This window comes from Acinetobacter sp. YH01020 (genome assembly GCF_013420275.1).
In the GTDB taxonomy this organism is placed as follows: Bacteria; Pseudomonadota; Gammaproteobacteria; order Pseudomonadales; family Moraxellaceae; genus Acinetobacter; species Acinetobacter amyesii.
On record NZ_VOYN01000041.1, the window covers coordinates 17,304 to 31,930 of the forward strand.

Consider the following 14,627-nt stretch of genomic DNA (forward strand, 5'->3'; position numbering starts at 1 on the left):
TAATATTGAAATAAGAATATTCAGCAATACAGATGACTTTAAATGAATAATTGCAGATTAATTATTTCGTGCATTTGAGTCTTGTTGGATCAACTCAATTTTATAGCCATCGGGATCTTCAACAAAGGCAATGACGGTCACACCACCTTTCATTGGTCCTGCTTCACGTACCACGTTTCCGCCACGTGCTTTAATTTCTTCACAAGCCTTGTAGGCATCATCTACTGCAATAGCAATATGGCCATAAGCGTTACCCAATTCATAACTCTCCGTATCCCAGTTATGCGTTAACTCAAGTACAGTATGATTTTCTTCATCACCATAGCCCACAAATGCCAAAGTAAAACGACCTTCTTCATAATCACGCTTACGAAGCAAAGTCATACCGAGTACTTCAGTATAGAACGCCAATGAACGCTCTAAATTGCCTACACGTAACATGGTATGCAGCATGCGCATAATCGAGTTTCCTAAATCTATCATTATGTTTGAATACTATAGGGATTTAACATGCAAAGTTCAATTTAAGTCTAGAACGCATATACCTGCTTATTTCAAATATCCTTGTCCAAAACCGCAGATATGCTTAGGCTATTTATAAGCTTAGATTAAAAAAGCCCGTTCAGATTGAATAGGCTTTTTCAAGTTAAATTAAATTATGAATTGGATTTTTGTTCATGTTCTCTCAATAGTTTGGCGACCCAAACCACTAAAATTAAAATCGGAATACCAATTAGAGTTGTCATCAAGAAAAAGTTTGGATAGCCGATATTGGTCACAATCGTACCAGAGTAACCGCCTAAAATTTTAGGGGTTAAGGTCATTAATGAACTAAAGATGGCATATTGAACAGCTGTGAAAGAAACACTGGTTAAGCTCGATAAAAATGCAATAAATGCCGCGCCTGCAAGACCAGATGCCAAGTTATCAACAATAATCGCGAAATATAACCAAAGCGAACTATAAGGCTTAATGACCTTACCTTTGACATCCACTTCCTGTTCAGCACTTGCCAAATTAATCGGTTGAATATCAACACCAAGTACACCTAACATATTGGCCGATGTATTCACTTGATAAGTTAAATCGACACTTTTTTTCACTACATCATTTTCTAGCAGTTGAGCCGTTAATGTTTTTTGCTTTGCTGTTTCAAGCGCTTGCCCTGGAATCGCAGCACTAAAAACACCGGTTTTATCAAGCTTTGCGTCGAATGGTTTAGCATCCAAAATAATTTGAATTTTTTGATTTTCTTTTAACTCACCAGCCAAGTATTGTCCACGCACCACGATACTATTTGCAGTCTCTTGAGCTGAAATCGTGTTATCTGAAGTCACTGGCAGCAACATCATTGCTGAGTTTGAAAAAGCATTATTCAGATACGGTAAACTCACCTGTATTGGATGTTGATTCTTAGACTGATAATCCGCACTGACTTTAATATTTTGATCTGCAGCCAAGACTGCTTTTGGAATTTGAACTGCCCACGCACCCGTATCATCCGGCGTCGCTGTATATTGCTGCCCTGCTACATTGACAGTGACATCACTCAATGGCTGACCTGATTTGACCAAACCGATAAAAATCAAGTTTGTTGAACTTGCTAAAATCGCACCAACAAACATCAATTTCATAATGTTCATGCGCTGCGCTAGCAAACCGCCAAGGAAGCCACCAACCAAGCTAAATATCACACCATAGACTTTTACAGCTTCGGCAATCTGCTCTTTGGTGAAGTTTAAATCTTGATAAAACACATTAGAAATGACGCCGGCGATAATATCGGAAATACGGTAAAAACCAATAAGTAACAACAACACTAAAGCCAGTTTTAGACCATAACGCTTAAAGAAATCTGCAACTGGATTAACCCAAGTTTCAAATGCCATCTGCTTATTTACAGCACCCGATTTCACTAAAACAGAACCGACACCAAAAGCAACCACAGCTGAACCAATAAAGCGTACAGCCTCTAAACAGAACAAGGCGAATGAGTCTGAAATTTGCCACTGCTCTTTCAAGCTTTCAACCGCTACACCTGAATAGATATAACTCAAGACAAAGGCAACCACCGCAGCAAAGAATACCGCGACTAAACGATAATAGTCGGTCCGTTTATAATGCTTTTGTACACGGTCAACTTGCGGCTCACGTATCGATAAAGTTGTGATAATACCGATAACCATCACAGCAGCCATTGCAAGGTAAGTATATTTCCAAGCTTCATAAATATAGTTACCTTTGGCCGTGCCTAAATATGCCGCCAAAAATAACGCCCCTGCACCTGCCACGATCATGCCGATACGATAACCTGCATTATAGGTCGAAGCTAAAACGGTCTGCATTTCAGTTTCTGCCAACTCAATACGATACGCATCAATCACAATGTCTTGCGTTGCGGCAGAAAAACCAAGTAATACGGCTCCAGCAGCCATTTGGTAAATATAGCTTTGCCCTAAAGCTGGGTCTGAAAATGCCATGATACAAATTGCACAGATAATGAGAACCTGAGCGATCAACAACCATGCACGGCGACGTCCGAGTTGTTTGGTTAAAAATGGTACAGGCAACTCATCAATTAAGGGTGCCCAAACAAACTTAAACGAATAGCCAAGCGCTGCCCAACTAAAAAAAGTCACTGCACTTTTATCAATTCCTGCTTCACCCAACCAAAGCGATAAACTGGAAAAGATCAGCAAAATTGGGATACCGGCCGAAAAGCCAAGAAAAAGCATAATCAGCGCACGTCGGTCTAAAAATGCAGTAAAAGCAGATTTCCATCCTGAAGCTTGTGTTGTCATGACTCAGTTATTTTTGTCAAAATCGAATATTGCTATTCAAGCGCTTAATGACAACGGTTTCAACAACATTTATGAAATCATTGTTTTATTTTATCGATATTTCGCATGCTGTTGCTTGATCTTTGGCATTAAACCTGTATACCTTAATTACATATCTCTATTCTTTAGTTTTTTGGATTCAACAGTGACCCAGCGACTTGAACAAATTCACTCTTCTTTATCAACCACCATTAATGAAACCAACACAAAAAACTTAGCAGAAACAGTAACGACACTAAAGAGCGCTTTTGATCAACCCGAAATACAGAATACTTTAACTAAAACTCAGTTGCAGCCACTTCAGCTGACGCATACACCTGAACTCAAAAAAATACCAACGTCTACCAAGCGGATCAAACCACTCAATGACTTTTTAGGACAAGATCGTGCCCGAGCTTCGGTCGAGGCTGGCATTGCCTTACCCTACTCAGGCTATAACATTTTTGCTGTAGGTACGGCAGGCTTAGGTAAGCGCACCATGATTAAGCGCTTATTGCAACAGCACGCTAAAAATATGCCCACGCCTTCAGACTGGGTGTATGTCAATAATTTTAAGTTTCCGCGCGAACCGATTGCGCTGAAACTTCCTTCTGGTCAAGCGACAAAGTTCCAAGCGTTATTACATCAAAGTTGGCAAACCACATTAAAACAACTTGAACGTCGCTTTACCGCAGAAACCTATCACAATCGCATTGAAATGATTCGCCAACATGCTGGTGATGAACAACATCTTGCCTTAGTTGAATTAACCCGTGAAGGTGAAGAACTTGATCTTAAACTGATTTCTCAGGATGATGATCATTGCTTCGTTCCTGTTCATTTGGTTGATAACAAATACCAAGAAATGTCGAAAGAAGATATCAATGCATTAAGCAGTAAACAACGAGCTGAAATTGCGTCAAACGTCCGTTATATGGATAAAAAACTCGAACGTCTTGGTCTGCATCTTGGTGATCTTGAAGATGATGCTCGCGATAAAGTTCAAGTTTTGAACCGTGAAATTGCTAAACAAGTCGTCATGCCGCGTATTGATGTGATTCAAAATAAATTCAGCATGGTTGAAGGCTTAGAAGATTATCTGAAGCAATATGCAGATGACATTATTCAAAATGTTGAGTTTGTACTTGAGCAAGAAGAAGATGACTTTACACCCGGCCAATTTAACCGCGTGCCATCTCGCTACCAAGCAAACATCATTGCCACACATAAACCTAATGCTGGTGCGCCCGTTATTTTTGAAGATTTCCCAACCCATTACAATTTGCTAGGTCATGTCGAACAACTGACCCAAAATGGCACCATTACTACAGACTTTACCTTAATCCGCCCCGGTGCGTTGCATAAGGCTAATGGTGGTTTCCTTATTTTGGAAGCTGAACAACTTTTAGAGCAGCCTTATGCATGGCAAGGTCTAAAACGTGCATTAAAATCAGGACATTTAAAGCTGTCTTCACTTGAGCATATGCTTACACTAACTGGTAGTATTTCGATTGAACCAGAAGCTATTGATTTAAATATCAAAGTGATCCTGCTTGCTGAACCTGATATTTATTACGATATTTTAGAACTCGAACCTGAGCTGGGCAGTGTCTTTAAAATTCGTGCCGATTTCACCGATACATTACAACGTAATGACATTAATGAGCAGGCATATATGCAGCTGATTGCTGACTATGTGCAAACTGACAAACTTCTGCCGTTTGACCGTACGGCACTTGCTGCACTGTTAACTGATTCAAGTCGTCAAGCTGAAGATCAAAGCTCTTTGTCATTACATGCCCTCACCTTAGGTGATTTGATTCGTGAAGCACATCATCATGCAGCCCTCGCTGGCGATAAAATGGTGACAGAAACACATATCAACACCGCTCTTGATCATCGTAAATACCGTCTAGGCTACTTACGTGAATTGTATTGGCAAGATCTCAGTCGCGGCACACAATTAATTGAAACCAAAGGTCATCGATTCGGGCAGATCAACGCCCTCTCTGTGATTCAATATGCAGATGTTGAATTTGGTTTACCGTCACGTTTAACAGCTTCGGTTTATCAAGGCGGTGGCGATATTTTAGATATCGAACGTAGCGTAGAACTCGGTGGTTCTCTGCATGCCAAAGGCGTCCTATTGATGTCGAGTTTCTTAAAGGCACACTTTGGTCGTGAACAAATTTTACATTTCTCTGCTGCCCTCGCCTTTGAGCAAAGCTATGGTCAAGTGGATGGCGACAGCGCAACTGTTGCAGAGCTCTCAGCACTGATTTCCGCTATTAGCCAATTACCGATCGATCAATCTTGGGCGATTACCGGTTCAATGAACCAATTGGGTCAAGTTCAACCGATTGGTGGTGTAAATGCCAAGATTGAAGGCTTCTATGATGCATGTAAATTACAAGGGCTAACAGGCAAGCAAGGTGTGATTATTCCACGCCAAAATATGCAGCACTTGATGTTACGCAAAGATGTGATTGAAGCTGTGCAACGAGGTCAATTCCATATTCACGCCATAGATACCATTGATCAAGCATTAGAAATTTTGATGGCGCGTCCAGTAGGCACTCTTGATAAAAAAGGTCGTTATAGCAAAGGCTCAATCTACGCTGCTGTCATGGAGCAACTTGAATACTGGCAAGCGATTGAAGATGGTGCTGAGTTTGAGGAAGAAGAGCCAAAGAAAAAGAAAAAAAAGAAGAAGTCTAAAAAGGACAAAGATAAAAAGGCAAAGAAGTCTGAAGCTCAAGCCAATACTGCTAAAAATGGGACTGCTGAAAACGAGCAACTTGTTGAAGAAAGTCCGACTGAAGACAATCCGTCATAAATCTTCGATTAGATTACTCATTTGTTGATTTTTCCACCATTCATTGCACTTTAAATGCCTTTGAAATGGTGGAAAAACGCATAACCCCAAACTTTTTAGATAATTAAGTCATAAAAAAAGCGCCTTAAAGGCGCTATTTTTTATCTGTATCCAATGATTAAAATCATCAAATACATATCCAATTAAGCTTCCGGAGCTGGGCTATATTGTTCAACTAAAGGTTGTAATTCACCTTTTTGGAACATATCAAGCATAATGTCACTACCACCGATCAATTCACCATTGATCCATAATTGTGGGAAAGTCGGCCAGTTTGCAATTTGTGGAAGAGTTGCGCGAATATCTTGATTTTCAAGAATATTTACATAAGCAAATGGACGACCAATTTGACTGAGCGCTTCTACTGCACGCGCAGAGAAACCACACTGTGGAAACTGTGGAGTGCCTTTCATGTAAAGTAGAACTGCGTGTTTAGCAATTTGGTCACGAATTAACGCTTCTGTATCGCGTGCTTGTTCAGTCATTGATATATCCTCAATAAATCTGCTTCGCATTATACCCAAAACTGAGTAAAACAATATGACTAAAGCAATATTTCACGTTTTATTTACATTTCAGCTTTTCAAGTGAGTCATATTTTGCTTATATAGACCTCTTGATGCTCATATATATATGGCGTCTCCTCTATATTATTTCAATCACCTGACAAATTAGAGTTAGTCATGAATAACATTACCCTTGCCCCAGTACAAACTGATCAACCATCGCACTTGATGCCAGTATTTGGCCGCCAACCGATCAGCTTTGTCCGAGGTCAAGGTGCTCACCTGTATACCGCAGATGGCACAGAATACTTAGACGCACTGACAGGGATAGCTGTTTGTGGTTTAGGTCACTCACATCCTGCAATTACAGCTGCAATTGCTGAACAGGCAGCGACCCTCATTCATACCAGTAACTTATTTGAAGTGCCTTGGCAAACGGCTGCTGCGCAAAAATTAGCTGAAGTTGCGGGTATGGAAGAAGTTTTCTTCTCAAATAGTGGTGCAGAATCAAATGAAGGTGCAATCAAAATTGCACGTAAATTTGGTCATATGCAAGGTGTTGCAAGCCCTAAAATTATTGTTGCTGATCATTCATTCCATGGTCGTACCATGGCGACATTATCTGCAACAGGTAACAAAAAAGTTCAGGAAGGTTTTGGCCCACTGGTTGAAGGTTTCATTCGTGTGCCTTTCGGTGATATTGAAGCCATTGAAGAAGCGGCGATTCATCACCCAGACATCGTAGCGATTTTGGTTGAGCCGATCCAAGGCGAAGGTGGCGTCAACACTGCTCCTCAAGGTTTTAGCTATTTAGAAGATATTCGTCGTATCTGTAACCAACACAACTGGTTAATGATGCTTGATGAAGTGCAAACAGGTAACGGCCGTACTGGTAAATACTTTGCATATCAACACACCAATATTATTCCTGACGTGCTAACTACAGCAAAAGGTCTAGGCAATGGCTTCCCTATCGGCGCAGTCATGACTCAAGGTCGTGGTGTAGGCGTTTTAACAGCGGGTAACCACGGTTCAACTTATAGCGGTACAGCATTAGGTTCACGTGTGGTTTATACCGTGATTGATACCATTCAAAAAGAAAACCTTGTTGAAAATGCTGCAAATATGGGTGCGTACCTTGTTGAGCAATTCACAGAGCAACTTGCAGAGCAAAATGTGACTGTTCGTGGTTTTGGTTTAATGGTCGGCATTGAATTACCAAAAGCATGTGGCGAACTTGTGAATATTGCACGTGATGAGCATCACTTGATTATTAACGTAACAGCAGGCTCAGTGATTCGTTTATTGCCTACGCTAAACATTAATAAAGAACAAGCGGATATCTTGATTGAACGCATTGTTAAAATGGTGAAAAACTTTCTAGCGTAATATGTGCCGAAAGTAAAAAAAGCCGCTAATTGCGGCTTTTTTTATATCTTCTTCAAATTTTTTTGTTTTTATGAGGCTTCTTGGTATACACGTCCGCCTGGTAATTGACTGAAATACAATTTTAATGCATCTAGGCAACGATGAATTTTAGTAGGCTGTTGATCACGTTTAGACATCACAGCATATAGAGTGAATGATGGTAAGCGCCATTCTGGTAAAACTTCAACAAGAGAACCGTTTAATAAGTCTTTTTGCGTATCTAGATATAATATTCTTGCAATGCCATGTCCTTGTTGGCAGATTGCTTTTGCAGCAAATACATTATTTGTTGTAAATCGGGAATGCACATCCAATGCAACCTGCTCTTTCGTCACTGCATTTTCAAATGCAAAATGCTGAAAGTTTTTAACCAAATTTATTTGAACCATATCATGATTTTGTAAATCTTCTGGTCGTGTAATTAAACTGGTTTGGTTGATATAGCTTGGTGCAGCAACGAGAACTTGTTCAACATGTGCCAATGGCACCACATGAAACTGTTGATCATCAATTTTTGAACTCATGCGTAGCGCAATATCAATGCGTCCATCAATTAAGTCGATATATTGATTATCTGCTTCTAAATGAACTGATAAACCACGATGTGCCGACATCCAATGTGACAATGCAGGAATCACATGATTCGCACAAATTTCTGGTGTTGATGCAATACGTAATTCACCGACTAAGTCGTCACGAAGTTCATTGATACGAATTTTGCCGCGCTCTGCGGCCGATAGCATCTCTTGGCAACTATGAAAAAAAGCTTGTCCAGCTTCTGTCAAACTTAACTTACGTGTTGAACGATGTAAAAGAATGACTTCCATATCCTGCTCTAGTGAGCGGATTTGCTGACTCACGGCACTCGTGGTAATACCTAACTCACGAGCAGCACCGCTAAACGAATTTTTTTCCACAACGCAAGCAAAGACACCCATTGCTCGAAGTTGATCTAACATAAATTTCCCTCATAAACTTATGAGAAGCTTCATCTTTCGATAAAAGCAACTCATTGTATTATACGGGGATATTTTGCTTTTGCATTATATATTTAATTATTTGGTAAAACTGAAGTTGGATTGATTGGTTTACCATCTAAACGCACTTGGAACTCAAGCATCGTGCGGTTGGTACCCGATGAACCCATCTCACCAATTTGCTGCCCTGCTTTCACAGTATCGCCACTTTTGACATTCATTTTACTGTTATGTGCATATGCAGTGATATAGCCATTAATATGCTTCACCAAAATTAAATTGCCGTACTCTTTAAGACCATCGGCGGCATAGACCACTTGACCATCAGCTGCTGCAAAAATAGGATCACCTGTATTACCTGCGTAACGTGTTCCTTTCACATTCGATGCTAAGTTATAGCCTTGTAATACCGTAGGACGCGATACTGGACTCACCCAACGTAAACTTGAAGAACTGACCACAGGCGTTGGAACTGTAGTTCGCGTCACTGTCGATGGAGTGGTTGAAGCTTGAGTCACGGGCGCTGTTTGCGTTGGCATTGCAATCGTTTGGCGTTGAATTGGTGCCGCTTGAGTCATGGCTTGCGTAGACGTTGTACGACGTGAGCCGCCATTTTTAAGGCGAATGGATTGTCCAACATAGATGCGATAAGGCTGCGCAATATCGTTCATTTCTGCAATGCTGACATAGCTCAAACCATAGCGAGCGGCAATGCCACTTAAAGTATCTCCCGAACGAACTGTATAATAATCCGGAGCAGTCGCATAACGGGTCGCATTATTAATTTGTGGTTTTGACGCACAGCCAGTCATGACCAAAGTCGTAACAACCGCAGCAGATAAAACAAGGGTCTTAAATAATGCTGCAGGAGCGGCAATAACGCGATATTGTGACACCAGGGACATCATCTTCCTCACTAATAATTCAAATATAGTCATTATGAATAGGCTAAGATTAGCAAAAATCCACTCTAAAAAAGTTGCGGCATAACCATTTTCACAAAGTTATAACATTAATACTTAAGATTTAGATAACTCTGAGTGCAAGTTATTCAAAATCTCATAGTTTGTAGCATCCATTTGTATAGGCGTTACACTGACATAACCATTTGCAACTGCAAAGAAATCTGACTCGATATCGGTTAAGCCTTTTTTAGGCTCTGCCACAGCCTCACCTGCCAAGCCAATCCAATAGACTTGACGACCACGCGGGTCTACATGACTGGTAATCGGTTTGGACTGTAAACGTCTTCCTTGATAGGTCACTTTGGTGCCTTGAAGTTCAGCAACATCTGGAATATTAATATTAAAAATATGTCGTGCAGGTAGCGCGGGTAGTCCATTGGCAATAAAATCATGCACCCATTGTGCAGCTACGGCATAATCTTCAGGGTTGTTATAACTACGCACATTCGGTCCAGCCAAAGACACGGCTAGCGCAGGTTGTTTCATTAAACGACCTTCAAATGCGGCACCGACCGTCCCTGAATACAGCACATCATCACCCAGATTTGCGCCGCTATTGATCCCACTCACCACCAAATCAAATTCAAAATCGAACAGACCATTCATTGATAAATACACACAGTCCGCAGGTGTGCCATTTACCGCCCACATATTTGGTGCAATTTCGACAGGTCGTAATGGTCGATCTAAAGTCAGTGCACTTGAAAAACCACTGCGTTCACTTTCAGGTGCAACAATCACCACACGACCGAGAGGACGCAATGCATGTGCTAAAGCTTGGATACCGGGAGCAAAAACGCCATCATCATTGGCAATTAATATATTCACAACTAAATTTCCATTACTAAAAAATTAAAAATGACTCGCAAGAACATTTTATTGAAATATATGAATAATTATATATATTTACATTTCAACATCCAGCATAAATGTGTGTGTACAAAATGAATAAAACCGTAGCACTTCGTGGTTTATTGGGCTTTGCTCTAGCAGCTTGCATGACTCAAACTGTGGTCGCAGACAATGACTTCACTCAAGAAGAAGCCAATACCATCGTAAAAGAAGACATTGCATCTGCACAAGTCATGTTAGAAGTATGCCCTGCGATTATTGGTCAAAATGCAAAATTTGATGCCAACATTCAAGCACTCACTAAAACATATCTTGCTGATTATTCTGATAAATCAATGACTTTAGAAAAACTACAGTCTGACAGCGAATATAAATCAGTTCTTGAAGAAGCACGTCAAGCTGCTAAAGAAACTGATAAAGCTGAACAAAAATCAGTTTGTGATGACGTTTTAAATTATGAAGGTTAATTGATCATTCAGATTTGGACGCCCTCTCAATAGGTTAGTCCTAATTGCATCAAACCTGCCAAAAAAGGATGACGCTTTATAGCCTCATCCTTTTTTCTTTCACAATGTATTGATTTCTAAACAGCTTCAATACAATTTTCTACTGATCTCTACCCAAAATATGATTAAGCTTGGCTAATAAATTTTAGCTATTTGATATCTTTTAGGTTATTTAACAGGTTATTTAAATGAAAAACTCTTTTGTAAAATCTCTTTGTGCCCTTAGCCTTTCTGCTTTTGCTTTCACTACCATGTCTGCACATGCCGCAGATGAAAAAATTGAAGTTACCCCTACACCTCAAGTGACCACTCAAGAACTTGCAGCTATCTATGTACTATCTGAAGTCTGCCCAAAATTGGTGAATGACAAAGATCAACCAAAGTTTGAAGCGGGTTATGCAAAATTAGCTAAAGAATATATGCCGAATGAAAAGAACCCAGTAAATGCTTTACAGCAACTCAGCAAACAAAAAAGTTTTAAAGACGCTTTAAAAGAAGCGCAGTCTGATGCAAAGAAAGCTGGCGATAAGAAAAATGGTGCGATTTGCAAAGAATTGACTGCTTACAGCAAATAATACCAATTGGTTACAATACTTTTAAAATAAGCGCTTGCACCCCATAGCAGTCCGCCTAGCTTTGTCCTAAAATGCTAGGCTCTTTGTGCTTATACCTAAGTTATTGGAACCACCCAGAATGACCCGAAAAACCGCCCTTGCCGCATTACTACTTGCACCTAGTTTTTCATTCGCGGCAACTGTCCTTTCTGCACCACCTGAATTAAATAATAAATCTTATGTGCTGATGGACTATGAGACAGGGCAAATCCTTGCTTCTAAAAATGAAAACGAAAAATTAGCTCCTGCTTCAATGACAAAAATGATGACCAGTTACATCATTGAGCAAAAGTTATTAAGCGGTGAACTAACTGAAAATGAAAAAGTACGTATGAATGAGTCGGCTTGGTGTCGCGGCAGCAGCACTGAGTCATGTATGTACGTTCCGCTCAACGGTACTGCAACTGCATTAGAAATGTTACGTGGCATTATCATTCAGTCGGGTAATGACGCTTCTAAAGCTATGGCAGAACATATTGCTGGCAATGAAGGCACCTTTGCCCACATGATGAACCAAGAAGCGAAACGTATTGGCATGGTGAATACTCAATTCATCAATGCGACAGGTATGCCAGCTGAAGGTCATTTCTCGACTGCCAAAGATATGGCGACTCTAGCGCAACATATCATTCATGACAGTTCAAAATACTATCCGATCTACTCTGAAAAAGAATTTACGTTCAATGGCATTAAGCAAGGCAACCGTAATGCCCTGCTTTATACTGACCCAAGTGTAGATGGTTTAAAAACTGGCCATACTGAAGAAGCTGGCTACTGCTTAACGACTTCAGCTAAACGTGGTCCTTTACGTTTAATTTCAGTGATCTTTGGTGCGCCAAGCATGAACGAGCGTGCATCTCAAACACGTGAAATTTTAGCTTGGGGTTATGCAAACTTTGAAACTGTAAAAGTTCAACCTGCTAAACAAGTACTTGCAAAAGCAAAAGTTTGGTACGGTAAAGACAATGAAGTTCAAGTAGGTCTAGCTGAAAACTTTAACGTGACGATGCCTAAAGGCGAAGCGAACGCCATTAAAACTCAATTGGTTGTTCAACCAAAATTAACTGCTCCTTTAAAACAAGGTCAAGTGGTCGGTAAATACGTTGCAACGCTTAATGGCAAAGTCATTGCTGAAAAACCACTTGTAGCTCTACAAAATGTTGAAGAAGCTGGTTTCTTTGCAAAAATGATTGATCACATCAAACAATTCTTTAGCAACTTATTCTAAGTTTGATGAAAACTCGATATTAAGACTAAAGTGAAAGCATCTAGATTTCGGTCTAGGTGCTTTTTTATTTTATACTGCCTAAAAACCTGTAGATGACTTTCCTATGAGCCAAAACATTCGCCCTTATTTAGACACTGTTCCACGTATTGCTGACTCTTGCTATATCGATGAAATGTCAGTGGTGATTGGCGATGTTGTATTGGCTGAAAATGTCTCTGTTTGGCCATTTGCTGTGATTCGTGGTGATGTAAACCATATTCGTATTGGTAAAAACTCTAATGTGCAAGATCACTCAATGTTGCATGTGAGTCATAAAAAAGCCGATAAGCCTGAGGGTTCTCCACTGATTATTGGTGAAGATGTCACAATTGGTCATCATGTAAAATTGCATGGCTGTACTATTGGTAATCGTGTTTTAGTCGGTATAGGTACGATTATTTTGGATGATGTAATTGTTGAAGATGATGTGATGATAGGCGCTGGTTCACTTGTCCCACCCAATAAAGTTCTAGAAAGTGGTTATTTATATGTGGGCAGTCCCGTTAAGAAAGTTCGCCCACTGACCGATAAAGAAAAAGCGTTCTTGCCTTATTCAGCGCAGAATTATGTGAAGGTGTCGAATAATTATCTTGATCAAAATAAATAATATACGCATTCGTTTTTAGTTTGGCTTTGTTGCACAAAGATTTCATAACTATATGATTTTAAAGGTTTTGATTATTTTTTGATCCAAAATTAAATTTATTTAAATCAGATGCTTACATATTTATGCAACAAAGCCTTTTAGTTTTAACAGTTCCAGCTTATGTCTAAATGCTTCATTGACAGACAAATTCAAATACAGAGTAACTCTTTAATGTTGATTAAACCTTATACTTTATTAATTACTAGAATATTTTTTGCAGGCGTAATTTTAACCTCTACAACTGCTTTTGCGAATTCAACGCAGTGTAAAGATGATTATGAAAAAATCATTGCCAAAGAAATTAAAGATATCGGCACAGCCTTAAATAAGGGTAATTATGCATTAATCACCGAAAAAACAGATTCATCTATTATCAATTATGCAGGTGGTAAAGATAAATATAATGCCATATTAGAACTTGCTGCAAACTCCTTTAAACAAAATAAAATATATGTCTCTCAAGTTGACACTCATCCTCCAAAACAAAGTTATATCATTGGTAGAAATGAGTTTTGTGCCGTACCTAAACAAGTCACGATTTCTATGAATGGTCGAAAAATGACAGGTGATCTTTCCTTCATGCTTGCCGTACGTCCAATTGAAAGTAAGGAGTGGAAATACATTGATGGTGCGGGTCTTCAAAAGAATCCTGATATGATTTACACGCTATTCCCTGATTTTCCTCGTGATAACAAGACTCCCTTCATTGAATAAAGATTTTAATATTTAACATTACTGCTTTTTAAAGCAAGTATTTTAAAAAGCTGTAATGTTAAATCTATAACAATTCGATCAGTACTGGACAAAAATATAATTTAACTAAATAATTAAACAATACACTTTTATTTAACAATTTTTCTTACTATAAACAAAAGAAAATAAAACTGTATCATTCATATCATATGTAATTGACTCTACAGAATAATCCCAACCAAATGTTTCCAATAAAGATTTGCAAATAACATTCTTTACAGAATCTGATTTTGCATACTCTTCTAACAAATATATTTTATCTTTTGGAAATGTATAATTATCCATCTGATATATTAGACTTCCGTCATAAATCAAAAAACGTACAATTTATTTGATCTTAAATTAATCAGCAAAATTATTTAATTCGAGGGATAATCCTTGGATGAAATTCAAAGATATTCAAAAATTATCAGACGTTA

13 protein-coding genes are annotated in these 14,627 nt (G+C 39.2%); 7 read left to right on the forward strand and 6 right to left on the reverse strand.

Going from position 1 to position 14,627, the window contains the following annotated elements:
- Positions 1-57 precede the first annotated feature (57 nt).
- Together gloA and FTT85_RS13875 are read right to left on the reverse strand one after the other, a co-directional pair.
- Positions 58-459, reverse strand: coding sequence for a lactoylglutathione lyase (gloA, locus tag FTT85_RS13870; RefSeq protein ID WP_078191833.1), 402 nt, complete (start codon positions 457-459; stop codon positions 58-60).
- Positions 460-656: 197 nt separating this feature from the next.
- Positions 657-2,801 carry an MFS transporter gene (locus FTT85_RS13875; RefSeq protein ID WP_180183791.1) on the reverse strand — a complete coding sequence of 715 codons (2,145 nt, stop codon included), beginning with the start codon at positions 2,799-2,801 and terminating at the stop codon, positions 657-659.
- A 205-nt stretch (positions 2,802-3,006) separates the two neighbouring features.
- On the opposite strand from FTT85_RS13875, the gene FTT85_RS13880 reads away from it, so the two are divergent.
- On the forward strand, positions 3,007-5,655 hold the full coding sequence (locus FTT85_RS13880; protein WP_373886894.1) for a Lon protease family protein: 2,649 nt from the start codon (positions 3,007-3,009) through the stop codon (positions 5,653-5,655).
- 182 nt (positions 5,656-5,837) lie between these two features.
- Here FTT85_RS13880 and grxD read toward each other — a convergent pair whose 3' ends face one another.
- Complete coding sequence (gene grxD / locus FTT85_RS13885) at positions 5,838-6,179, reverse strand: Grx4 family monothiol glutaredoxin (RefSeq protein WP_067762767.1); 342 nt, start codon at positions 6,177-6,179, stop codon at positions 5,838-5,840.
- 198 nt (positions 6,180-6,377) lie between these two features.
- Here grxD and FTT85_RS13890 point away from each other — a divergent pair, with 198 nt between their 5' ends.
- Positions 6,378-7,589: an aspartate aminotransferase family protein gene (locus tag FTT85_RS13890; RefSeq protein WP_180183793.1), complete on the forward strand. Its 1,212-nt coding sequence runs from the start codon at positions 6,378-6,380 to the stop codon at positions 7,587-7,589.
- Positions 7,590-7,657: 68 nt separating this feature from the next.
- Here the strand turns inward: FTT85_RS13890 and FTT85_RS13895 are convergent, their stop codons facing one another.
- The 3 genes from FTT85_RS13895 to surE all read right to left on the reverse strand — a co-directional run bounded on the left by FTT85_RS13895 (position 7,658) and on the right by surE (position 10,398).
- A complete protein-coding gene (locus FTT85_RS13895; protein WP_180183794.1) occupies positions 7,658-8,587 on the reverse strand; it encodes a LysR family transcriptional regulator in 930 nt (309 codons plus the stop codon).
- 92 nt (positions 8,588-8,679) lie between these two features.
- Positions 8,680-9,510, reverse strand: a complete 831-nt coding sequence (locus FTT85_RS13900; RefSeq protein WP_180009371.1) for a peptidoglycan DD-metalloendopeptidase family protein — start codon at positions 9,508-9,510, stop codon at positions 8,680-8,682.
- A gap of 114 nt (positions 9,511-9,624) precedes the next feature.
- A complete protein-coding gene (gene surE, locus FTT85_RS13905) occupies positions 9,625-10,398 on the reverse strand; it encodes a 5'/3'-nucleotidase SurE (protein ID WP_180063509.1) in 774 nt (257 codons plus the stop codon).
- A gap of 116 nt (positions 10,399-10,514) precedes the next feature.
- Here surE and FTT85_RS13910 point away from each other — a divergent pair, with 116 nt between their 5' ends.
- The 5 genes from FTT85_RS13910 (at position 10,515) to FTT85_RS13930 (ending at position 14,169) form a co-directional block, all read left to right on the forward strand.
- Entirely contained in the window at positions 10,515-10,889 is a 375-nt protein-coding gene (locus FTT85_RS13910) for an MCR_0457 family protein (RefSeq protein ID WP_168377836.1), read from the forward strand.
- Positions 10,890-11,116: 227 nt separating this feature from the next.
- On the forward strand, positions 11,117-11,503 hold the full coding sequence (locus FTT85_RS13915) for an MCR_0457 family protein (RefSeq protein WP_180004877.1): 387 nt from the start codon (positions 11,117-11,119) through the stop codon (positions 11,501-11,503).
- Between the two features lie 118 nt (positions 11,504-11,621).
- A complete protein-coding gene (gene dacC, locus FTT85_RS13920; RefSeq protein ID WP_078191838.1) occupies positions 11,622-12,770 on the forward strand; it encodes a D-alanyl-D-alanine carboxypeptidase PBP5/6 in 1,149 nt (382 codons plus the stop codon).
- Between the two features lie 103 nt (positions 12,771-12,873).
- Positions 12,874-13,416 (forward strand): gamma carbonic anhydrase family protein, encoded by a 543-nt coding sequence (locus FTT85_RS13925; RefSeq protein ID WP_180035324.1) that lies wholly within the window; start codon positions 12,874-12,876, stop codon positions 13,414-13,416.
- 210 nt (positions 13,417-13,626) lie between these two features.
- Complete coding sequence (locus FTT85_RS13930; protein ID WP_078191840.1) at positions 13,627-14,169, forward strand: hypothetical protein; 543 nt, start codon at positions 13,627-13,629, stop codon at positions 14,167-14,169.
- Positions 14,170-14,627 lie beyond the last annotated feature (458 nt).